Raw genomic sequence first — 21,492 nt, forward strand, 5'->3', positions numbered from 1 at the left:
AGTACACACCCCGATAGTGTCCGCGTCATGGCCGTGCCCCGCCGTGCCGCCTCCAGAAGCGTGAACACGCAGCCTTCCAGCCGCTCGAGCCGCGATAGTTCTGCATTCGATCCAGGCACCAGGGCGAGCGCCTCGGCCATAACCCGCAGGGCAATTTCCTCGGGAAGATCGACCAACGCGCCGAAGCGCAGCCGCGTCACCCCGGTCCCCTCCCCTGCGAATATGAGCGACGGCAGCAGAAGGGCGACGTGGTGCTCTATCGCCGCATCCATGCGCGCCAGCCTCGCAGCCAGGACCGCCAGACGTTCGGCTGTGAGCCCCTCGTCGGCCAGCATCGGCATCAGGATCCGCCAACGCGCGCGCTCGAACCGCGGATCGGCATTGCTCGGGTCACGAATGTAGGAAAGCCCCCTCGCCTCAGCGGTCGCGATGAGACGCGCTTTCGGTACGGCAAGCAGCGGACGTGCCAGCACCGTGCCACCCTTGCGCACCCCGGCCCGCATACCGGCGAGCCCGCTCGGCCCGGAACCGCGCGCCATCCGCATCAGCAGCGTCTCGGCCTGGTCGTCGAGCGTGTGCGCCGTGACCAGCACTGCACCACCGAGAGCCTCCGCATGTGCCGCCAGCAGGGCATAGCGCGCCTCTCGTGCCCGCTGCTGGATGCCCGTCGCAGGTTTCGGCCCTGCCCAACGCAGGATCACATGGGGAACCCTCAGCCCGGAGCAGAGCGCGCCGACGGCTTCAGCTTCGCTCGAGGACGTCTCGCGCAGGCCGTGATCGACCGTCGCGGCATGAAGCGCGGGCCTAGCGGGCTGCTGCGACCAATCGTGCAACAGGGAAAGCAGGGCAACGGAATCTGGGCCGCCCGAGACCGCAATCAGCAGGCGCGTTTCACCCGCGAGCCCGGCGAAGAGCGCAGCCGCCTCGCCGGCTGAAACCGGAAGATGCTCAGGATCGCTGGAAGCCAGCGCGCTCAAGCGCAGCGAGCGCGGCGCCGTTCGCGCTCGACACCCTGCCGCACGGCATTGGAAGCGGAAGGATAGTCGACGCCGACCTTGGCATAGGTTGCGCAGGCCTGGTCGCGCGCGCCAAGCCCATTCAGCGACATGCCGAGCTTGAGCAGGCTGTCGGCGCCCTTGCCGGCGCGCGGATAGTCACGCGAGATCTTGAGGAATTGCTCGGCAGCCTCGCGATAGCGCTGGCGCTGGAAATAGCTCTCGCCGAGCCAGAAGGTGGCGTCGGCGGCGAGCCGATCGCGCGGATAGCTCTGCAGGAACTGACGAAAGCCCATTTCGGCCTGCTCGTATTCCTTGCGCAGGACATAGGAATAGGCCGTGTCATAGCTGTCCTTGGGGCTCGGCGCCGCGCCCGTCGCCGCGACGCTCGGTCCGCCACGCGGTCCGCCCTGCGGCAGCGCACCCTGCGGGACCTGTCGGCCGACGCCCTGAAGGTCGAGCGGTCCCTGGCCACCACCGCCCGCCCCGGCGAATTCGTCCTCGATAATGCCTTCCATGCTGCCGAGCTGACGCGGCGCCCCCGAGCCACCCGGGTGCGTTGAGGGGTCGAAGGCATCATTCCGACGCGGACGACCCGGCTGCGTCGCCGGCGGCTGGGCAACCGGCCCTGGCGCGGCGCCACTCGGGCGAACGCCACCGCTGCCGCCGCGCTCGTTCAGGCGGAAATCGACATCCTCCTGGAACTTGCGGAGCTGCTCGGTGAGCCGGCGGTTCTCGAACTGCAACTGCTCGATCTGGCCAGACAGCGCTCGGACCTGGTTTTCCAGTCGCCCGGTGCGCACGGTCAGCTCGGCTGCATCCTGCGCTGCAGCCGGCAACGCAGCCCATGCAATGGCCCCGAAGGCGACAGCAGCCAGCAGTCGCGCCCGGCTGGGTAGAAAGGCAAATTCTCGAACCATCATGAAGACCGGACTGTTTCTCTCAAGTGACGGGTTATCACACGCTGTCACCGCGGCCAAAATATGAAAAGGCCGGCACTTCCGCAGGGAAAGTGCCGGCCTCGATAGATTTCAGAAAGCCGGATGCTCAGACGCCGCCGGCGCCATCGAGCACGGTCACGGAACGGCGATTCTGCGACCAGCAGGAAATGTCGTTGCAGACTGCCACCGGGCGCTCCTTGCCGTAGGAGATCGTACGCATCCGATTGGCCTGGATGCCGCGCGAGGTCAGATAGTCGCGCACCGTCTGGGCGCGGCGAGCGCCAAGCGAATAGTTGTATTCGCGGGTGCCGCGCTCGTCGGCATGGCCCTCGACGGTGAATGTGTAGCGCGGGTAGCGCTGCAGCCAGGAGGACTGCTTGTCGAGGGTCGAAACGGCCGTCGGCGTCAGGTCGGTCGAGTCGGTCTCGAAGAAGACGCGGTCACCGACATTCACGACGAAGTCCTGGGCGCTGCCCGGGGTGGCCGCGCCGCCGGCTCCAAAGCCGGCTTCGGCGTTCTGGTCCTTGGCGCAGGCGCCCAGTGCGAGCGTGGCGGCGATGGCGGCGGCGAAACGGGCAGTGCGCGGGCTGGCGAGCGAGGCAAGCAGCATGTTGATTCTCCAGGCGGGTCTAGGTTCCGCAATCAGAAAGTCTGAAACTCAGACACATCAATGATGTGTCAACCTAAACGAGACCTTGCCAAATCAAGGCGAAGTGGCGGCATTGCGGCGTATGGTTAACCAATTGCAGCGAAATGCAGCATTCTCCGAGCTGTTGCGCGACAGCAACAGATTGCCGCCTCAGCGCGCCGTCGTCAGCAGCGGAGACCAGCTCGGATCCGAGGCGAAAGCCGGTGTCGGCACCGGCACTTCGACCCGGCCCGTGATATCGACCATGTAGAGCTTGCCGCCGGATTGCCCGCCTGGATCACGGAAGAACATGATGTACTGACCGTTCGGCGCCCAGTTCGGTGCTTCGTTGTGGAAGCCTTCGGTCAGGATACGCTCGCCCGAGCCGTCCGGCCGCATCACGCCGATGGCGAAGCCGCCACCACCCTGGCGCGTGAAGGCGATCAGGTCGCCGCGCGGCGACCATGACGGCTGCGAATAGGAGCCCTGGCCGAAGGAGATGCGTTTGCCCTCCCCGCCGCCGAGCGCCATCACATAAAGCTGCTGCGAACCGCCGCGGTCGCTCTCGAACACCATCTGGGTGCCGTCAGGCGAGAAGGAGGGCGAGGTGTCGATTGCGCCCGTCGAAGTCAGCCGCGTCGTCGTGCGCGAGCCGATATCGATCATGTAGAGATTTGCGTTGCCGCCCTGCTGCAGGCTGAGCGCGATCTTCGCGCCATTCGGCGAGAAGCGCGGGCTCGAGGTCATGTCGGGGAAATTCCCGACGACCTGACGCTGTCCGGTTTCGATATTCAGCACATGCACGCGCGGCTGCTCGCCGGTGCGCTGTGCCATATAGGCGACTTCCTGCGCCACAGGCGAGTAGCGCGGGGTCACGACCGAGACCTCGCCATTGGTCAGGTAGCGGACATTGGCGCCGTCCTGATCCATGATGGCGAGCCGCTTGCGCCGGTTTTCCTTCGTCCCGGATTCGTCGACGAAGACGACGCGGGTATCGAAGAAGCCGCCGACGCCCGTGACCTTCGTGAAGATCGCGTCCGAGATGATATGGCCGACCCGCCGGCTGTTGTTCGGGTCGGTGAAATATTGCTGCCCGTCGATCTGCTCACCGGTGACGACGTCCCAGAGCCGGAATTCCGCACGAAGCCGGCCACCGTCGCGCGAGACGCGGCCCGTCACCAGCCCCTGCACGCCGGCGGCCTTCCAGGCCTCGAACTGCGGTACCGCATCGAAGGCCGGGTTCTTGTCGGGGTGGCGCGACTTGTCGATCGGCTGGAAATAGCCGGAACGCTTGAGATTGTTGGTGATCACGCCGGACACCATCACGCCGGCCTCGCCGCCGAAATCGGCGATCGCGATCGGCATGGGCTGGAAAGTACCCTTGCGCAGGTCGATCACCAGTTCCGCGCGCGCAGCCGCCGGCACCAGCAGCGGCAAGGACATGGCCGATCCGGCAAGGGTCAGCGCGTGGCGGCGCGTCAGCCCGGAACGGGTCTGACCGGCGCCCTTGATCATGGAGTTGCGAAACATGGGGGTCACAGCACGTCCCTAGCGTCGAAATTGACGACGACATCACGCCAGTCGTCATAGTAAGCGGCAAATTGAGCAGGAATGCGCAGGGGCGCGCAACGGCGTGTCGCCGTCAGGGCCGAATCGGCCGCGACCCGGAACAGCGGATCGGACGAGGTGTTGATCACGCCCGGCTGGCCCGCGAGCGAGCCGTCGGTATTCAGCTTCATCCGCACCGAAGGCACGACTGCGCCCTTCGCATTCGCGAGCCCGATCGGCACGTTCCAGCATTTCAGGAGCTGGTCCTGAATGATCCCGACAAGCTGCGCGCGCAACGAAGGGCTGAGCTTTTGCGACGAGCCGCGCTCGGTGCCGAGCGACGCGGTGCGGTTCACCTGCGGCGCGGACGAGCCTGAGGACTGAGCCGGCTCCTTCGATTGCAGAAGCTTGGCGATATCGGTCGGGTTGAAGTTCTTGGCGATCTCCGCCTCACGCTTGGCCTTGGCCTCGGCTTCGGCCTTTGCCTTGGCGGCGGCGGCGATCTTGGCCTTGGCCTCCGCTTCGGCCTTCGCCCTGGCTTCCGCCTCAGCCTTTTCCTTGGCCGCCTCGGCAGCGGCCGCCTTGACCTGCGCTTCCGCCTTGGCCTTGGCAGCAGCGTCGGCCCTGGCCTGCGCCTCGGCTTCGGCCTTCGCCTTGGCAGCGGCCTTGGCATCCTCCTCGGCCTGCTTCGCCTTGGAGGCCAGTTCAGCTTCCTCGGCGAGCTTGGCGAGCTCCTCGCGGCGCAGATCCGGCTTTGGCTCAGCCGCAGCCTCTGCCTTCTGCGGCGGCTGCTTCGCCGGCTCCGGCGGCTTGGGCTCCGGCTTCGGGGGCTGCAGCGCAGGGCGGGCTGGCGGCATTGGCGCCGAAGCGTTGTCGTCCGCGGTCTTCAATTCAGCGGGCCGCGTCGGTGGCGCAGGGGTGTCCTGCTTGGCCTCACCGGCTTCCTTGCGCTCGACCGTCTCCGACTGGCGCTCGGCGCGCTGGACCGGCTGTTCCTGCACCTTCTCAGCCTTGCGTTCGCCACGCGTGACCTGATTCAGTGCACTCGGATCGACCATCTCGACGGCGATCGCCTCTTCGTTCTCCGGCAGGGGATTCGGCGACGAGAACGCCAGCAGCCCCGCGACGAGAAACGTCACGTGGCCGAGAGCGGAGAGCGCGATTCCCGGTTCGGAGGTGGAGAGCTTCACGGCTGGAAATACCTCGCCTTCACGTCGTCAGCGCGTTGCGGGCTCGGTGACGAGTGCCACACGCTTGAACCCGGCCGACGTGATCGTCGACATCACCGATGCGACGCGCCCGTAATCGACCTGACGGTCGCCGCGCACATAGATGCGCTCGTCGAAGCCCTGCTTGGCGAGGCCATGCAGCTTCGTCACCAGGTCGGGCTCCAGCGTCGGCTGGTCCTGGAGGAAGATCTGGCCCTTGCTGTCGATGGCAATGGTGATCGGCTTCTGGTCGACATTGATCGGCTTCGCCCCGGTCTGCGGCAGATCGAGCGGAACGCCGGTCGCGATCAGGGGCGCGGCCACCATGAAGATGATCAGCAACACCAGCATGACGTCGATGAACGGCGTCATGTTGATCTCGGCGATCGCGCTGTGGCGGCGGCCACGCCGGCCCCGCCTGCCTCCGGCCTTGGCGCCGGTCGCTGCTGACATGCCCATCGTGCAGCCCCCTACGCCGCCAGCCGCTCGTCGATCTGCCGCGACAGGATCGCGGAGAACTCGTCGGCAAAGGCTTCGAGGCGGTTCTGGGCCTTGGCCACTTCGGCCTGCAGCTTGTTATAGGCCATCAGCGCCGGAATCGCGGCAAACAGGCCGATCGCGGTGGCGAAGAGCGCCTCGGCGATACCGGGCGCCACCACGGCAAGGGAGGAATTCTTGGAGACCGCAATGGCGGTGAAGGAATTCATGATGCCCCAGACCGTGCCGAACAGGCCGATGAAGGGAGCGGCCGAGGCAATGGTCGAGAGCACGAGCAGCTTCGATTCCAGCCGCTCGGTTTCGCGCTGAATGGTAACGTCGAGAACCTTGTCGATACGTGCCGAAAGGCTGGCGACGGAGCGGCCGCCATTCTCGAAGGAGCGCTTCCACTCCCGCATCGCCGCGACGAAGACCGCCGCCATATCATTGACCGGCTTGCTCGCCAGATCGCGATACAACTCTTCCAGCGACCGACCGGACCAGAACACCTCCTCGAAGGCATCCATATCGCGGCGGGTGCGGCGATAGAGCAGCGTCTTGTCGATGATGATCGACCAGCACCACACAGAGGCGCCGAGCAGGCCCATCATGACCAGCTTGACGACGATATGGGCGTGCCAGAACAACGTCCAGAACGACATGTCGATCTGTGGCGCAGCCTGCGCAACCTCGGCGGGGTTCATTCTGTCATCCTTTCAGACGGTCAGCGCGATCGAGCGCTGCTGATCCAATCTCCCGCCGACCAAATCGATGACCGAGGCCACGAATACCTCGCGCCACCACCGAATTTGCGAACTGGGGAACATGCCGTTCCTGTCAATTGCCTTTGAATCCGGCGAAAGATGGGCGCATCCGGGGTTTTCTTCATCAGCGACTCGTGCTGGTCGAGTTAAGCACCCAGCAAGGTTAATGCCGGGTTGACAGCGAAACGAATCGAACGGCGCGCCGCTGCTGCAGGCTCTGGGGCGGCGCGAGCGGATGCGCTGAGCCCCCCTGCGCGCGGAGTCTCCTCAAAGCAAAATGGCCCGCCGCGTTGCCGAGGCGGGGCCCTTGGCCATGCGCAGACGCCCCAGGAAGTCCTGGAACTCGCGCTGCTCGTCCTCGAGCCTGCGCAGGGTTTCTGCGCGGTACTCGTCGAAGGCATGGTTGCCGCTGGACGGCGGACCGCCCCATCGACCCCAGCCGCCGCCAGGGCCGCCGCGTTCACCCATGCGTTCCCGCATGCGATCCATCTTCTCCTGAAGACGGCTCATCCGGTGCTCGAACCGGTTTCCACCGGCATATCCGCAAGACATGCGTCCACTCCCCCACATGAAGGCCAGGGTCGCAAGACCAAGCGGCCACCACACGATGAAGCCCAGTACCGCAAAGGCGAACCAGGCCCCTCTTCCATATTCATCAAGCCTCGCAACGATCGGCATCGATCCCTCGCGATATCAGTGAGTGTGTATGTTAGTCACATACACATTATGGGAACGCCCCCGATCCCTGTCAAGCGGCGGAGGCCGGTTTCAATTCGCTGGCGCCGAGAGGCCGAGCCCTTGCAGATAGATCAGCATATTGGCTTCCAGCAGTTCGGCCGCCGACATCGGCAACGAGCGACGGCCCGCATCGGCCCGCCCGAACAAGGCTGCCACGCCATGCGACATCGCCCAGACATGCAGCGCCATCATCAGCGCCGGCGGCCGGCGCCCCGCCGGAAGGGTCGCGATCAGGGCCTCACAGGCCGCGCGCAGCATCTGGAAGGAACGATCCGCCGCGAGACGCAATTCCGGGCTGGCATCGAGCGGTACGCCAGCCTCGAACATTGCGGAATAATAGGCCGGCTGCTCATGAGCAAAGGCGATATAGGTCTGTCCCAACTGCTGGAAGGCAGTCCATGCATTGGGTCTGCCCTCGTTCCAGGCGCGCGACTGTGCCGCCTCGAAGGCCTGGAAGCCCCGCGTGGCGACATCGGCCATCAGTTCGACCTTGTCGCGATAATGCCGATAGGGCGCCGTCGGGCTGACCCCCGCCAGCCGTGCGGCTTCGGCAACGGTGAAGCCGTTCGCCCCCTTCTCTGTGATCAACTCGAGCGCCGCCTTCACCAGCTCCTCCTTGAGGTTGCCGTGGTGATAGCCGCGTCGCTCCGAATCCGGCCGCCGTCCGATCATGTAAGGAGCGCTAACATAGCAGGCGAATGGCGTCGACGGTGTTCGCCGCCCATCATGCCTCGAGCCCCAGCCGGTGGCGCAGTGTGTCGGGAATACGCCGAGCCCGACCGCCGCCGACGCAGGCGACCTTGACCTCGGCGGTGATCAGCACCTCCTCGCCACGCAGCACGCGCTGGGCAATATCCATCGTCGCGCCGCGTGCAGCCGTCGCAACGGTCTCAACGGTCAGCATGTCGTCCATCACGGCGGGCTTGAGGAAATCGATCGTCATGCGGCGCACCGCGAACCCCAACGCCGCGCCCCCGTCGAACAGCTCGCGCTGTTCAACGCCGAGCGCGCGGATCAACTCGGTCCGGCCGCGCTCCATGAAACGCAGATAGGAGGCGTGATAGACGACGCCGGAGAAATCGGTGTCTTCATAATAGACCCGGACGGGAAGCTGGTGGACGGCGCTCATGTCGCTGCGGGATTTCCGTGATAACGTTTCCCGACCTTTAGACCGGGCATGGCAGCCGGAACAACCGCGCACGTGCATGATCGACGCGACGCTACCCGGAACCTCGCGCCCTCGCTAAGGTTGCTTCACCGACAGCCTAGCAAGGAGAAACGGCATGGCCCAATCGACCAAGGCAATCCAGCGTCTTCTCGACAAGTCGGAATACGAGCTCTTTACCCGGACCCAGCGCCGAACCATCGGCGGCGCGACCGATGCCGAGTTGAAGGAGCTTTCGGTCCAGTTGCGCGAACGCCGCGACCGGGCTCGCTCGATCGCCCGCCAGCAGCGGCGCGAGATGCGCCGCAAATCCGAGCCGCAGGGCGCGCGCCCTGCCTCCGACAACAGCGGCACCAAGGCGAAGGCCGACATGCTGACCTCGGCGCTGAAGCGGGTCGGTGCCGAGCGGACGCGCCGCACGGAGAAGCTGCACACTCCGAGCCAGCGCAGCCTTGCCCGCAAGGCGCTGGCGCTGAAGCAGCGCCAGGAGGCCGCCAAGACGCAGCCTGCGAGCCGGCACGCCGGTAAAGGCATGAAGTCCGTCCCAAGCAGCAAGGCAGGGAAATCCGGCGCGCTCGACCATGCGGGCCAACGCTCGGCGATGCACCGGTCGAAATTCGCGCGATAGCAGCGGGCCTCAGCGCGTGCAGGGCTTCTTCATGAAGGAGCCGCACTCATACGGTTGCGACAGCGCCTCCCGGATGCCGTCGCTCCCATCGCCGATATCGTCGATACGCCAGGCGCCGGCTTCCCAGATCATCCGGAACGGCACCGTCACCGTCTTTCCGAGGTTCTGGAAGCTGGCTGTGACAAGCGCCTGCCCGGCCGCCGGCTTCCCTGTCACCGCAACACGCACATTCTTCACCTCGCCGTCCTGACCGTTGAGGAAGGGATCTGCACCGACATTGCCCATCTCGCCGCTCTCATCCTGATAGAGATCGTCGCGGGCGAAGAGCGCGGCGAGGCCTTTGCTCAAGAGCCTGTCGCGATGCGGCGGTCGCCATGCCGGTGGCGGGGCTTTGGGGCCGGAGCCGGCAAGGCTACGGATTGTCGCGGCATAAGCCTGTTTGACCGTCGCTTCGGGCGTGGACTCGGCCGCCGCAGCCCATTGCGCGGCGAGCCCCGCAGTCAACGTGACGAAGACGGCGATCAAAAGGTTCCGGAGTATTTTCAGCATCACTCGTCCTCGGCCTCGTCCCCGAACAACCCGAATTGCGCGGCCTCGCGGTTCGGCTCCGGCATGCCGAGATGCCGGAAGGCATGCGGCGTCAGCAGGCGCCCGCGCGGCGTGCGCTGGATGAAGCCCTGCTGCAGCAGGAACGGCTCGATGATTTCCTCGATCGCATCGCGCGGCTCGGAGAGCGAGGCGGCGATGGTCTCGATCCCGACCGGGCCGCCGCCGAAATTGATCGCGACGGTGGTGAGATAGCGCCGGTCCATCTGATCGAGGCCGATGCCGTCCACATCGAGYAGGTGCAGCGCCTTGTCGGCGACCGAGCGCGTGATCACCGGATCGCCGTCGACGATGGCGAAGTCCCGCACGCGCCGGAGCAGCCGGCCGGCGATGCGCGGTGTCCCGCGGGACCGGCGGGCGACCTCGTTGGCACCGTCATCCGACATGCCGATGCCGAGCACGCGAGCGCCGCGCGAGACGATGCCCTGCAATTCCTCGACCGTGTAGAATTGCAGGCGGATCGGAATGCCGAAACGGTCGCGCAGCGGCGTCGTGAGCAAGCCGGCGCGCGTGGTCGCGCCGACCAGCGTGAACTTGGGCAGGTCGATCTTGACCGAGCGCGCCGCCGGGCCCTCCCCGATGATCAGGTCGAGTTGGTAATCCTCCATCGCCGGATAAAGGATTTCCTCGACCGCCGGGTTGAGCCGGTGAATCTCGTCGATGAAGAGCACGTCGCGCTCTTCGAGATTGGTCAGTTGCGCCGCGAGGTCGCCGGCCTTGGCAATGACCGGCCCCGAGGTCGAGCGGAAATTGACGCCGAGTTCACGCGCCACGATCTGCGCCAGCGTCGTCTTGCCGAGGCCCGGCGGGCCGACGAAGAGCACATGGTCGAGCGCATCACCGCGCGCGCGCGCCGCATTGATGAAGACCTGGAGATTGGCGCGCGCCGCCGCCTGGCCGGTGAAATCGGACAGCGACAGCGGCCGCAGCGAGGTTTCGCTGTCGTCGTCGCGACGGTCGGCCGTCACGAGGCGGCGGGGTTCACTCACAGTTCAATCTCCAGCTCCAGCGCGTCATGCACCGGGATGTCCCTGTAGCCGGTCTTGATAATCGTCGGAATCACGGAGCGATAATGATCGATCGCCTCGGGATAGAGGCCGGACAGGCGAAAGCCCTGGCGCTGATAGAAGGTCAGCCCGGGCATGTTGTCATTGGTCAGCATCGCCTTGAGCTTCTTGGCACCTGCGGCCCGGGCAGCGGCCTTGACCGCAGCGAGCATCTGGACTGCCACGCCCTCTCCCGGCCGCAGCGAATGCAGGGCGCAGAGATAGGCGGTCTCGTCGTGTCGCGTCCAGCTTGCCAGCGCCGCCGTCTGCCCCGTAGCCGTGAACAGGCCGAGCGCATCGATCTCAGCGACGTCGTAGGTGTGCAGGTCGATCATCATCTTATGCGAGCCCCAGACCGCCAGCATCAGTTGCAGCAGCTCGCTCTTATCCTCGACGGCGCGGACGATCAGGGCGTCGGCATTGCTCACTTCGCCAGTTCCTTGAGACCCAGCTTGATCAGCTGTGCCGTCCCGGCCCCCTCGCCGGCCGCTTTCGAGGCCGCGGCCACCGCCGCCACGGCCTGGGCCTGCGGATAGCCGAGATTGGACAGGGCAGAGATCGCGTCCGCCACCGCTTGCGGTAGTTTCCTGTCCTCCAGTGCGCCCGCGAGCTGCACCACGCCGGGATCGATATGGCCGAAGGCGGGCGCCTTGTCCTTGAGCTCGGCGCAGAGCCGCTGCGCCAGCTTTGGACCGACCCCGGGGGAACGCGCCACGGCCGCCTTGTCGTTGGTCGCGATTGCCGTCGCCAGCGCGCCGGGCTCCAGCGTCGAGAGAATGGCGAGCGCCACCTTGGCGCCGACGCCCTGTACTACCTGCATCAGCCGGAACCAGTCGCGTTCGACGTCGGACAGGAAGCCATAGAGACGGATCGCGTCCTCGCGGACATGGGTCTCGATTGCCAGCGCCGCTGCCTCGCCGGGTTTTGGCAAGCGCTGCAGGGTGCGCGACGAGCATTGCACGACATAGCCGACACCCTGCACGTCGAGGATCACGAAATCCTCGCCATAGGAATCGATCAGCCCCTTGAGCTTGCCGATCATCAGAGGCTCCGTCGCATGTGCATGTCCAAGCTGTAGCGCCTCACGAGGCCGCGCGCATCTGCGCGACCAGCGCCCTCATGCCGCGATGCTGCGAATGGCAGATCGCCACCGCGAGCGCGTCCGCCGCATCCGCCGACTTTGTCTCGGCCTTCGGAAGCAGCACCCGGATCATCGCCTGGACCTGCTTCTTGTCGGCATGGCCGACACCGACCACCGTCTTCTTGACGAGATTGGCCGCGTATTCGGCAACGCTGAGGCCGGCGATCGCCGGCACCACCAGCGCGATGCCGCGCGCCTGGCCGAGCTTCAGCGCCGATTGCGGATCGCGGTTCACGAACGTCTCCTCGACCGCGACCTCGTCGGGGTCGAACGAGCCGATCACCCGCGCGATACCGTCATGAAGTTGTCTCAACCGCTCCGAAAGCGGGCTCGCTCCGTCGCTTTCGACGCAGCCACAGGCAACGAAGGAGAGCTTGGTGCCCTCGCTGGTGATGATGCCCCAGCCGGTCTTCCTGAGACCGGGATCAAGGCCGAGAATCCGAATCGCTTGTGCCATGTCCGCACACTAGTCTGGACACGGTTTGTACTCCATTACCGAGGTTCCACTGAGGAGCGCTGCCGGAATGCCAGGGCATGCGGCACAGCATGGCGTGGCCTCTATACGCTGCGCGCGGCTTGCCCCTATGCTTCGTCGATCGCGGTCATTCCGCGAGAAATCCGGACGTTTTTCGTTATCGAGAAGATTTCAGCGCAGGAATCCAGGGGAATACGCCATGAGAACGTCGCTCTTCGTCTCTCTCGCCGCATCGCTTGCCCTGTTGCTGCCGCCGCTGGCACTCACGGCGCACGCACAAGCTCCTACCCCCGCCGAAGCTCGCGCCATCGCCAAGGAAGCCACGATCTATGGCTTCCCGCTCGTCGACAATTACCGCATTCAGCATTCCTATTTCGTCGATCGCTACAGCCCGGAGTTCAAGGCTCCCTGGAACACGCTCGTCAACAACGCGCGGGTCTATACGCCCGACGACAAGGCGATCCAGACGCCCAACTCGGACACGCCCTATTCCTATGTCGGTGCCGACCTGCGCGCCGAGCCGCTCGTCTTCACGGTGCCCGCGGTCGAGAAGGGCCGCTATTACTCCCTTCAGTTCATCGACCAGTACACCTTCGATTTCGCCTATGTCGGCAGCCGCGCCACCGGGAACGGCGCTGGTAGCTATCTGCTGGCGGGTCCGAAATGGAGGGGCGAGAAGCCGGCCGGCATCAAGCAGGTGATCCGCTCCGAGACCGATTTCGCCTTCGTGCTGTACCGAACCCAGCTCCTCGACCCCGGGGACATCGACAAGGTCAAGGCGGTCCAGGCCGGCTACAAGGTCCAGCCCCTCTCRCAGTTTCTGGGAAGGCCAGCACCAGCACCGGCGCCGACGGTCGATTTCATCAAGCCGCTGACGCCCGAGCAGGAGCGCAGCTCGCTCGAGACCTTCAACGTCCTGAATTTCGTTCTGCAATTTGCCCCGACGCATCCGTCCGAAAGGGCGCTGATGGCGCGTTTCTCGAAGATCGGCGTCGGCGGCGGAAAGAGCTTCGACGCGAATGCGCTCTCGCCTGAACTACGCCAGGCCCTGCAGGACGGCATGGCCGATGGCTGGGCCGCATTCAAACTGTACAAGGAAACAGAGGTCGATACCGGCAAGAGTTCGAGTGCGGACGGGTTTGGTACGCGAGCCTTCCTGAAGAACAATTACATGCTGCGAATGGCAAGCGCTGTCCTCGGCATCTACGGCAATGCGAAGCAGGAGGCGCTCTATCCCGCCTATTTCATCGACTCCGCCAAGCAGACGCTGAACGGGGCGAAGCGCTACACCCTGCGCTTTGCACCGGGGCAGTTGCCACCGGTCAACGCCTTCTGGTCGCTGACCATGTACGAGCTGCCGGCGAGCCTGCTCTATGCCAACCCGATCAACCGTTACCTGATCAATTCGCCGATGCTGCCGGGCCTGAAGCGCGATGCGGATGGCGGGATCACGGTCCATGTGCAAAACGAGTCCCCCGGCAAGGAGCGCGAAGCCAACTGGCTGCCCGCGCCGACGGGGCCGTTCTTCGCGGTCACGCGGCTGTACTGGCCGAAGCCGGCGGCGCTGAACGGCAAATGGAAATCCCCACCGCTGCAGCCACAGAACTGACCCAGAGGGCCGAGATGCACACCAAGCTCACGATTTACGCGTTTGCCGCTACGCTGGCGGTTACGGGCGGCGCGGTCGCGCAGGCGCCGTCGGATCCTGCAGCCCCAGTCGGAGTGGACAATTTCATCCGCGCCGAATCGGACCTCTACATGAGCAACATGGTCAAGGACGGCAGCCTCGGTAAATTCGTGCACCGGCGTGAGCCGGCCGCGATCGACAACCAGACCGTTATCCGCCTCAACCGCGATACGCTCTATTCGGCGGCCGTCTTCGATCTCGACGCAGGCCCGGTCACGATCACGCTGYCGACGGCAGGCAAGCGCTTCATGTCGATGCAGGTGATCAACGAGGACCACTATACCCCGATGGTGGCCTATGGCGCCGGCTCCTACACCCTCGACAGGCAAAGGGTCGGCACGCGCTATGCGGCGGTTGCCATCCGCACCCTGGTCGACCCTGTGGATCCAAAGGACCTGCAGCAGGTTCACGCCCTGCAGGATGCCATCAAGGTCAGCCAGAAGCGCGCGGGTAAGTTCGACGTGCCGAACTGGGATCAGGCCAGCCAGAAGAAAGTCCGTGACGCATTACTGGTGCTGGGCTCGACGATACCCGATTTCAAGAAGGCCTTCGGCACGAAGAAGGAAGTCGATCCCATTCGGCACCTGATCGGGACCGCGACAGGCTGGGGCGGCAACCCCGACAAGGACGCCACTTATCTCAACGTCACGCCGGCGAGGAATGACGGAACCACCGTCTACAAGCTCAACGTCAAGGATGTGCCGGTCAACGGCTTCTGGTCGGTGAGCCTCTACAATGCCGAGGGCTACTACGAAAAGAATCCTTACGGCGCCTACTCATTGAACAACATCACCGCTAGGAAGAATGGCGACGGCTCGATCTCGATCCAGTTCAGCGGCTGCGACGGCAAGATCCCGAACTGCCTGCCGATCATGAAGGGCTGGAATTACACGGTTCGCCTCTATCGCCCACGCGCTGAGATCCTGAACGGCAAATGGAAATTCCCGGAACCCGTGGCCGCAAGCTGAGCAAGGCGGGCATGCGCGGACGCGCAGTTGATCAGGCGCGCATGACCGCGCGCGATCCTCATGGCATCGATGACGTGCACATATCGATGCCATCACAAGGAAAGAGTTGATCCCGCCGGGACTTGGGTGATGGTGGGCTGCCCCGACTGCCTGACCTCCCTGGACCGATGACCGACCTGCTTTCCGCGCTGTTCCCCAGCCTCACCCTCTCGGGGATAACCACCCTTCTCGGCGCGACGCTGCTCGGCGGACTGGTGCGCGGGTTCACCGGCTTCGGCTTCGCCATGGTCTTCATGCCGCTGGCAAGCCTGGTGCTCGGCCCCGTCGCAGCGCTCGGCCTGATCTGGGTGATCGATCTGCCTTTCGCGCTGCCGATCGCCGCCCGCTCGGCCAAGCGTGCCGAATGGAGCGAGGTCATCCCCTTGCTGATCGCCGCGACGCTGACGCTGCCATTCGGGCTCTGGCTGCTGACCTGGCTGGAGCCGAGGACGATGCGCTGGATCGTCGCCGTGCTCGTTCTCGCCGCGGTGACGCTGATGGCCTCGGGCTGGCGCTATCACGGCAAGCCGGGCATCCCGCTCTCGCTGGGTGTCGGTTCGCTGTCCGGCCTGTTCAACGGCCTCTCCAGTATCGGCGGCATGCCGCTGGCCGTATTCTGGCTCGGCGCCCAGCGCAACGACCGGCACAAAGCGCGTGCCAACCTCCAGACCTATTTCGGCCTGTCGACCGTGGTCAGCGGTGTCCTGCTCTGGCTGAAGAGCATCATCACGGCCGCATCGCTCGCGATGGCGCTGCCGTTGTTTGCGATCTACGGCGCCGGTCTCTGGGTCGGCACGCATGCCTTCCGGATCGCCTCCGAGGAGACGTTCCGGCGCATCGCCTATCTCGTGATCTTCCTCAGCGCGCTGGTCAGCCTGCCGCTATGGGATGGCATGCTGGGGCGTTGAACCGCCGCGTTCGCCTTCGCAGGCAAGTAGTCGCGCCTTGCCGCACGCGATGAAGGAGCAGGCGTCGTGGCCGGGACAAGCCCGACCATGATTGGCAGGGCTGCTTACGAGCCGAGCTTCGCCATGATCTCGTCGGCGATCTCGAAATTCGCGAAGACGTTCTGCACGTCGTCGTCATTGTCGAGCGCCTCCATCAGCCGCATCATCGATGCGGCCTTCTCCTCGTCGAGCGGCGCGGTCGTCGTCGGGCGCCAGACGGGCTTGGCCGAAGCCGGCGCGCCGAGCGAGGCTTCGAGCGCCTTGGAGACTTCGTTCAGCGCATCGAAGCCGCACAGGATCGTGTGGCCGTTCTCGTCGCTGACGACGTCGTCGGCGCCAGCTTCGATCGCCGCTTCCATGACCTTGTCGGCATCGCCGGCCTCCGGCGGGTAGGTGACCTCGCCGACGCGGTTGAACATGAAGGAGACGGAGTTGCTTTCGCCAAGAGCCCCACCGGCCTTGGTGAAGTAGGATCGGACGGCCGAAGCGGTGCGATTGCGGTTATCGGTCAGCGCCTCGACGATGACGGCGGCACCGCCCGGGCCATAGCCCTCGTAGCGCACCTCGTCATAGTTCTCGCCTTCATTGCCGGCCGCCTTCTTGATGGCGCGCTCGATATTGTCCTTCGGCATGTTTTCGGCACGCGCGGCGAGCACCGCCATGCGCAGGCGCGGATTCATGTTGGGGTCGGGCATGCCCATCTTGGCCGCGACGGTGATTTCGCGCCCGAGCCGCGAGAACAGCTTCGACCGCACCGCGTCCTGCTTGCCCTTGCGGTGCATGATGTTCTTGAATTGGGAATGCCCGGCCATCGAGGTCAGCCTCTTTTGTCACTGTGGACCTGCCAAGGCGGACCAAACTGGGCCCGGCGAGGCAATCCGCGCCTTATAAGCGGGGCTTTTGCCGGCAGGCAAGCCGCCGGGCCGCCCTGAATGACGATGCTCCTACTGCGTTTCCACGGCAGAAGCGCGGCAAGAGCAGCGTTAAGCCAATCTTTGCCGAACTGGGTCAGGGTCACTTCAGATCAGTCCCTCCTGCCAGATTGCAGCTCTCCCGACCTCATGAAATCTGTGTCCAGCATAGCCATCGCAGAACAGGACGTGCGCTTCCGCGCGTTCCAGATCGGCGCCGACGATCTCGCCCTTCTGCGCCTGCAATCCGCCTTCGCCAAGGAGAGACTGCCGGGGTTGCTGCAGGAACTGCACGTCGAATTCGATCCCTGGCCGGAAACCAGCCGCGCATTGAAAACCCCCGAGGTTCATGAACTCAGGCTGGCGCACTGGATCAGGCTGGCCTCGGGCGAACTCGGGGATGGCTACCTCCACTCCGCCCGCAACCTCGCCGCAGCCTTCTATCGTCACGGTGTTCCGGTCTATGCGGTCGCGATCTGCCACACGATCGTCTCCAACGCGATCGGCGCCGAGCTTGGTGTCGACCGCGACGGCCTCCAGAAGTTGAATGGCTTCTGGCAGCACAAGCGCTTCGTCCGGGGCATTGCCATGAGGGCTGCGCTCAACAAGGCCGTGCAACTGGACCTCGAATTGCTGCTCGAGACCTATGCGGAAGTCCAGCGTGAAAGCCGCGAGCGCACCCGCGCCGAGATAGAGGCCTTCGAGGTCACGGTTCGCGGTGTGGTCGACACGGTCAACACCGGTGCCACCCGCGTCGAGACCATGGCACGCGCCGTCAGCAACGTCGTGCAGGATACCGGCACGCAGGCCATCGTCGCCGCGCAGGCCTCCGATGAAGCCTCGGCAAACGTCCAGAACGTCGCCAGCGCGGCCGAAGAGCTCTCGATCTCGTTGAACGATGTCTCGTCCGAAATCTCGCGCGCGGCGAACATGGCGCATGACGCCAATGCGGCCGCGATGAAGACCGACATCATCGTGAAGAGCCTCGCGCATTCGGCCGAAACCATCGGCGCGGTGGTCGAGATGATCAAGACCATCGCCGCCCAGACCAACATGCTCGCGCTCAACGCCACGATCGAGGCTGCGCGTGCCGGCGAAAGCGGGCGCGGCTTTGCCGTGGTCGCCAATGAGGTCAAGCAGCTTTCGGCGCGCACGGCCCAGGCAACCGACGAGATCGCGGCTCAGGTGCCGGCGATGCAGGCGGCGACGCGCGAGGCAGTCGCGGCAATCGAGAGCATCGTCGCCTTCGTCACGCAGATGGAGCAGACGACGGTGACGATCGCGGGCTCGATCGACGAGCAACGCGCCGCAACGCAGGAAATTGCCCGCAGCGTCAACCTGGCCGCGCTCGGAACGCAGGAAGTCGCGCAGGCCGCCAGCGGGGTCAGCGAGATGGCGCAGACAGCCGGCGCCAATGTCTCGGACGTCCTGAGCGTCGCGGAAAACCTGGCGAAGCAAGCCTCGTCGCTCACCTCCGCCTTCGAGAACCTCGCCCGTCAGGGCCGCACCGTCTAAACGGTTCAGGGTGGGGTGATCAGCCCCGCTCCCAGGCCTCCGGTGTGGCCTCGCTCAGATGCGGCCCCAGCCTGACGGCCCAGACCGCCCGGGCCAGCCCCGTCGCGTCGTCGATATCGACCGCCACGCCAGACAGTGTTCCAGGTCCGGTCGCAGGCTCCAGCCTCGCGCCCGGCACCTTCTGCAGGAAGCGGCGAACCGGCTCCTCCCGGTGCATGCCCAGAACGGAATCATAGTCGCCACACATGCCGGCATCGGACTGGTAGGCGGTGCCGCCAGGCAGGATGCGCGTATCGGCGGTCGGGGCGTGGGTATGGGTGCCGACCACGAGACTGGCGCGGCCATCGACGAAATAGGCCATGGCCTGCTTCTCGCTGGTCGCCTCGGCATGGACATCGATGATGACGGCGTCGGCGACCTCGCGCAGCGGACAGGCTGCGAGTTCGCGTTCGACCGCGGCGAAGGGGTCATCGAGCGGATCCATGAACAGCCGCCCCATCACATTGACGACCAGCACGCGCGCGCCGTTGCGCGCCTCGATCACGGTCGCGCCGCGGCCGGGCGTTCCGGGCGGATAATTGGCGGGGCGGACCAATGCGGGCTGGCGCTCGATGAAGACCAGCGCCTCGCGCTGGTCCCAGGAATGGTTGCCGAGCGTCACGGCATCGGCCCCCGCGGCCAGAAACTCGTCGCAGATCGCCTCGGTGATGCCGAAGCCACCGGCCGAGTTCTCGCCATTGATCACGACACAGTCGAGCTTCCAGCGCTCACGCAGGCCAGGCAGGCGCTCCTGAACCGCAATGCGACCGGGGCGACCGACGACGTCGCCGAGGAAAAGAAAACGCATGACGGGAACCCTGAACGAAGAAGGAGCGCTTCACTGACGCGAACGCGCACGCGAATCAACCGCAGCGGATGGTTTCGCGCTCGGTCACGATCCAGTCGAGCTTGCGGTCATGGGGCTCATCGGGAACAGCCGCGATCTCCTGCGCACCATAGGCGAGGCCGATCGTAGTGACCGCTCCGAGCTCGGTGAGCGTGCGGTCGTAATAGCCTTTGCCGTAGCCGATGCGGTAGCCGCGGCGGTCGAAGGCCGCAAGCGGCACAAGCAGGATGCTCGGCCTTGCCTGCGGCTGTTGCGGCTCGGGCACCAGCGTACCGAAGCCACCGGGCACGATCGGCTCCCATGGCGCCCAGCTCCGGAAAATCATCGCGCCATTGACGATAGCCGGCAGGCAGAGCGGAACGCCCCGCGCGTGCAGGGCTTCCAGAACCGGGCGGGGGTCGGCCTCGGAGCGCATCGGCCAATAGGCCGAGACGGTTCCGCCTCCAGCCAGCGCCGGCAGCGCCAGGACGCCGGCGACGATGGCCTGATCCCATTCGAGCCGGTCATCGATCTCAAGCGCGTCACGGCGCGCGAGCGCCTCGATCCGCAACTCGCTCTTGCCGCGGAGCGGCGTCGTTTGAAGGTCAGTATGCATGGAGAAAGCGCGGAGCCACCTTGGCCGTGGAGTTTTCGATCCCGGGACACCTACTAAGTAGGTGGGCGCCATATGTCTGGGTCCAGGGACCCAGTCAGGGACAGCTCCCGAGGAGATCGTATGGGCCCGGGAATACATACTCTCACGCACCGGGCAGCCCCGCCAGAACTATGTAGGACGCTCGCCGGCAAAGCGCCAGTGGCGAGTTGCAGCCGGCGCACAGGATGCTGGCTCACGCCGAGAAGAACTCTCGCACGTCCCGGGTGAGCTGCTGCAACGTCGCCTCGAACGGCAGCAGGTCGGTGTCGATGATCAGATCGCTGAAGGGACGTTCCGCATAACCTTCATGCAGCATGACGCGGATGCGCTCATGCTCGTCCTCGTCGAATGCACGGCCGCGTGCCGCCGATGTGATACCCGCATAGGAGGCGCGCAGGCTGATGAAGAGCGGGCGAACGCCAGCATCCGTGAAATGACGCCGGTAGAAGATCCAGGTGCTACACCCCAGCGGATAGGCGATCACGACAACTGGCTGAACCGCGAGGATTGTCAGGCCAGTCCTGACCACGGATCGGCTCGTCCGCAGGATTGAGCGATACCAGGGCAGATCCGGATCCGAATGGTCGTCACCGTCGATGAAGCCGCCACCGAGCTCCGTGGCCAGCGCCTTGCCGAGTGTCGTCTTGCCGGCGCCGATCGGGCCGCTCAGGAAAATCGCATAGGGCTGCATCGCCGCTGTTTCACCCAGAGAACGCCTCGGGGCAATCGTCGCCCCCGCAGGGCACTGCCAGGCCGCCCGCACCAGTCCGTGCTGGATCACGCCGTCGATCGGATCGGGATAGGCGATGCCGTGCCTCGAGGCTTCAGCCGACTGGGCTTGGGATCAGGCTGCGCGCTACGCTTTCGATACGCTCTGCCGCAGTGACCAGCGCTTCGGCGGCGCGCTCCTCGACCTCGCCCAGGCGCTGATCGGCAGAGCCGGCGTCGCCGCGCACAGCCGCGAGCATGTTCTCCAGCGTCGCGACGCGTTCCTTGAGCTCCGACACCTCGTCGGCAACCATCAGCGCGGCCATCACATGCAGACGCATGTCGCCGATCTCGCCAAAAGCCTGGCGCATTTCATCGATCTTGCCGTCATAGAGATTGGCGAGCCCTTCGAGATGGGCTTCCTCGCCGTCGCCGCAGGCCATGCGATAGGCCTTGCCCGCGATCGTGACATTCACCTGCGGCATCACGCCCTCCGTATTCAGTGCTCGCGCGCCTCGGCGCGGGCGATCACGTCACCCACCGCGCCCAACGCCTTCTCCAACCTGCGTTCGACGTCGCCCGCCGCGGTTTCGACCTGGCCGACGCGCGCGATCGCGCCATCGAGCTCCGCTGCGAGCCGGGCCCTGTCATCCTGCATCAAGGTCAGCTCGGTTTCGAGGTTGGCCCGTCCGCGCTCCGCCTCGATGCGTCGGCGCGCAGCCGCCTCGAGTTGCGCGAGTGCGCTATCGAGTCGCGCAAGCGCATTGTCCAGCATCAGGCTCGCCACGGTCGTCTCCTCCCTTTCAGTTCGAAGCCGGCTCCATGATTCGCGAGCCT

The 21,492-nt window shown here is 65.4% G+C and carries 26 protein-coding genes and 1 other RNA gene; 5 read left to right on the plus strand and 22 right to left on the minus strand.

Annotation, left to right across the window (positions count from 1 at the left end; genetic code table 11):
• The 10 genes from tilS to ybgC form a co-directional block, all read right to left on the minus strand.
• A partial coding sequence (tilS, locus tag AC1D34_RS09195) for a tRNA lysidine(34) synthetase TilS (protein ID WP_476824055.1) occupies positions 1-977 on the minus strand: 977 nt, incomplete at its 3' end.
• Positions 974-1,915, minus strand: a complete 942-nt coding sequence (gene ybgF, locus AC1D34_RS09200) for a tol-pal system protein YbgF (RefSeq protein ID WP_476824056.1) — start codon at positions 1,913-1,915, stop codon at positions 974-976. The genes ybgF and tilS, both read right to left, overlap by 4 nt.
• A 127-nt stretch (positions 1,916-2,042) precedes the next feature.
• Entirely contained in the window at positions 2,043-2,546 is a 504-nt protein-coding gene (gene pal / locus AC1D34_RS09205; protein ID WP_069879425.1) for a peptidoglycan-associated lipoprotein Pal, read from the minus strand.
• A 189-nt stretch (positions 2,547-2,735) separates the two neighbouring features.
• Positions 2,736-4,079, minus strand: coding sequence for a Tol-Pal system beta propeller repeat protein TolB (gene tolB / locus AC1D34_RS09210; protein ID WP_441488350.1), 1,344 nt, complete (start codon positions 4,077-4,079; stop codon positions 2,736-2,738).
• A 20-nt stretch (positions 4,080-4,099) separates the two neighbouring features.
• On the minus strand, positions 4,100-5,302 hold the full coding sequence (gene tolA / locus AC1D34_RS09215) for a cell envelope integrity protein TolA (protein ID WP_476776078.1): 1,203 nt from the start codon (positions 5,300-5,302) through the stop codon (positions 4,100-4,102).
• 27 nt (positions 5,303-5,329) lie between these two features.
• Positions 5,330-5,779 (minus strand): protein TolR, encoded by a 450-nt coding sequence (gene tolR, locus AC1D34_RS09220; protein ID WP_069879422.1) that lies wholly within the window; start codon positions 5,777-5,779, stop codon positions 5,330-5,332.
• Between the two features lie 11 nt (positions 5,780-5,790).
• On the minus strand, positions 5,791-6,501 hold the full coding sequence (tolQ, locus tag AC1D34_RS09225) for a protein TolQ (protein ID WP_043238377.1): 711 nt from the start codon (positions 6,499-6,501) through the stop codon (positions 5,791-5,793).
• A 327-nt stretch (positions 6,502-6,828) separates the two neighbouring features.
• Positions 6,829-7,239 (minus strand): DUF2852 domain-containing protein, encoded by a 411-nt coding sequence (locus tag AC1D34_RS09230; protein ID WP_476824057.1) that lies wholly within the window; start codon positions 7,237-7,239, stop codon positions 6,829-6,831.
• A gap of 90 nt (positions 7,240-7,329) precedes the next feature.
• Positions 7,330-7,971 (minus strand): TetR/AcrR family transcriptional regulator, encoded by a 642-nt coding sequence (locus AC1D34_RS09235; protein WP_476776079.1) that lies wholly within the window; start codon positions 7,969-7,971, stop codon positions 7,330-7,332.
• 52 nt (positions 7,972-8,023) lie between these two features.
• Entirely contained in the window at positions 8,024-8,428 is a 405-nt protein-coding gene (ybgC, locus tag AC1D34_RS09240; RefSeq protein ID WP_476776080.1) for a tol-pal system-associated acyl-CoA thioesterase, read from the minus strand.
• 154 nt (positions 8,429-8,582) lie between these two features.
• Between ybgC and AC1D34_RS09245 the strand changes: the two genes are divergently transcribed.
• On the plus strand, positions 8,583-9,092 hold the full coding sequence (locus AC1D34_RS09245; RefSeq protein ID WP_476824058.1) for a hypothetical protein: 510 nt from the start codon (positions 8,583-8,585) through the stop codon (positions 9,090-9,092).
• Positions 9,093-9,101: 9 nt separating this feature from the next.
• Here AC1D34_RS09245 and AC1D34_RS09250 read toward each other — a convergent pair whose 3' ends face one another.
• The 5 genes from AC1D34_RS09250 to ruvC are packed head-to-tail and all read right to left on the minus strand — an operon-like array spanning position 9,102 to position 12,342.
• The gene (locus AC1D34_RS09250) at positions 9,102-9,641 is read right to left on the minus strand and encodes a DUF3828 domain-containing protein (RefSeq protein ID WP_476824059.1); all 540 of its coding nucleotides are present in this window, start codon (positions 9,639-9,641) and stop codon (positions 9,102-9,104) included.
• On the minus strand, positions 9,641-10,687 hold the full coding sequence (ruvB, locus tag AC1D34_RS09255; protein ID WP_476776083.1) for a Holliday junction branch migration DNA helicase RuvB: 1,047 nt from the start codon (positions 10,685-10,687) through the stop codon (positions 9,641-9,643). Before ruvB ends, AC1D34_RS09250 begins: the two co-directional genes overlap by 1 nt.
• Positions 10,684-11,172: a hypothetical protein gene (locus tag AC1D34_RS09260; protein WP_476770811.1), complete on the minus strand. Its 489-nt coding sequence runs from the start codon at positions 11,170-11,172 to the stop codon at positions 10,684-10,686. The genes ruvB and AC1D34_RS09260 overlap by 4 nt, the downstream gene beginning before the upstream one ends.
• Positions 11,169-11,786: a Holliday junction branch migration protein RuvA gene (gene ruvA, locus AC1D34_RS09265; RefSeq protein WP_069879414.1), complete on the minus strand. Its 618-nt coding sequence runs from the start codon at positions 11,784-11,786 to the stop codon at positions 11,169-11,171. Before ruvA ends, AC1D34_RS09260 begins: the two co-directional genes overlap by 4 nt.
• A 40-nt stretch (positions 11,787-11,826) precedes the next feature.
• The gene (ruvC, locus tag AC1D34_RS09270) at positions 11,827-12,342 is read right to left on the minus strand and encodes a crossover junction endodeoxyribonuclease RuvC (RefSeq protein ID WP_441488214.1); all 516 of its coding nucleotides are present in this window, start codon (positions 12,340-12,342) and stop codon (positions 11,827-11,829) included.
• 217 nt (positions 12,343-12,559) lie between these two features.
• Between ruvC and AC1D34_RS09275 the strand changes: the two genes are divergently transcribed.
• The 3 genes from AC1D34_RS09275 (at position 12,560) to AC1D34_RS09285 (ending at position 15,962) form a co-directional block, all read left to right on the plus strand.
• Positions 12,560-13,969: a DUF1254 domain-containing protein gene (locus tag AC1D34_RS09275; protein WP_476770809.1), complete on the plus strand. Its 1,410-nt coding sequence runs from the start codon at positions 12,560-12,562 to the stop codon at positions 13,967-13,969.
• A 14-nt stretch (positions 13,970-13,983) separates the two neighbouring features.
• On the plus strand, positions 13,984-15,015 hold the full coding sequence (locus tag AC1D34_RS09280; protein ID WP_476824062.1) for a DUF1214 domain-containing protein: 1,032 nt from the start codon (positions 13,984-13,986) through the stop codon (positions 15,013-15,015).
• 167 nt (positions 15,016-15,182) lie between these two features.
• Entirely contained in the window at positions 15,183-15,962 is a 780-nt protein-coding gene (locus tag AC1D34_RS09285) for a sulfite exporter TauE/SafE family protein (RefSeq protein WP_476770808.1), read from the plus strand.
• A gap of 104 nt (positions 15,963-16,066) precedes the next feature.
• Here the strand turns inward: AC1D34_RS09285 and AC1D34_RS09290 are convergent, their stop codons facing one another.
• A complete protein-coding gene (locus AC1D34_RS09290) occupies positions 16,067-16,813 on the minus strand; it encodes a YebC/PmpR family DNA-binding transcriptional regulator (RefSeq protein WP_069879409.1) in 747 nt (248 codons plus the stop codon).
• Positions 16,814-17,062: 249 nt separating this feature from the next.
• On the opposite strand from AC1D34_RS09290, the gene AC1D34_RS09295 reads away from it, so the two are divergent.
• Positions 17,063-18,427: a methyl-accepting chemotaxis protein gene (locus AC1D34_RS09295; protein WP_441506996.1), complete on the plus strand. Its 1,365-nt coding sequence runs from the start codon at positions 17,063-17,065 to the stop codon at positions 18,425-18,427.
• Positions 18,428-18,446: 19 nt separating this feature from the next.
• Here the strand turns inward: AC1D34_RS09295 and AC1D34_RS09300 are convergent, their stop codons facing one another.
• The 6 genes from AC1D34_RS09300 to AC1D34_RS09325 form a co-directional block, all read right to left on the minus strand.
• Complete coding sequence (locus AC1D34_RS09300; protein WP_441488209.1) at positions 18,447-19,274, minus strand: TIGR00282 family metallophosphoesterase; 828 nt, start codon at positions 19,272-19,274, stop codon at positions 18,447-18,449.
• Between the two features lie 55 nt (positions 19,275-19,329).
• Positions 19,330-19,908, minus strand: a complete 579-nt coding sequence (locus AC1D34_RS09305) for a 5-formyltetrahydrofolate cyclo-ligase (RefSeq protein WP_441506995.1) — start codon at positions 19,906-19,908, stop codon at positions 19,330-19,332.
• 8 nt (positions 19,909-19,916) lie between these two features.
• Positions 19,917-20,071, minus strand: a non-coding RNA gene (gene ssrS / locus AC1D34_RS09310) — 6S RNA.
• A 69-nt stretch (positions 20,072-20,140) separates the two neighbouring features.
• Positions 20,141-20,728, minus strand: a complete 588-nt coding sequence (locus AC1D34_RS09315) for an AAA family ATPase (protein ID WP_441506994.1) — start codon at positions 20,726-20,728, stop codon at positions 20,141-20,143.
• Between the two features lie 43 nt (positions 20,729-20,771).
• Positions 20,772-21,140 carry a cell division protein ZapA gene (locus AC1D34_RS09320; protein WP_069879404.1) on the minus strand — a complete coding sequence of 123 codons (369 nt, stop codon included), beginning with the start codon at positions 21,138-21,140 and terminating at the stop codon, positions 20,772-20,774.
• 14 nt (positions 21,141-21,154) lie between these two features.
• Positions 21,155-21,442 carry a DUF4164 family protein gene (locus AC1D34_RS09325; protein ID WP_371331978.1) on the minus strand — a complete coding sequence of 96 codons (288 nt, stop codon included), beginning with the start codon at positions 21,440-21,442 and terminating at the stop codon, positions 21,155-21,157.
• Between the last annotated feature and the right edge of the window lie 50 nt (positions 21,443-21,492).

It is taken from the genome of Allobosea sp. P1_A7 (assembly GCF_056406775.1).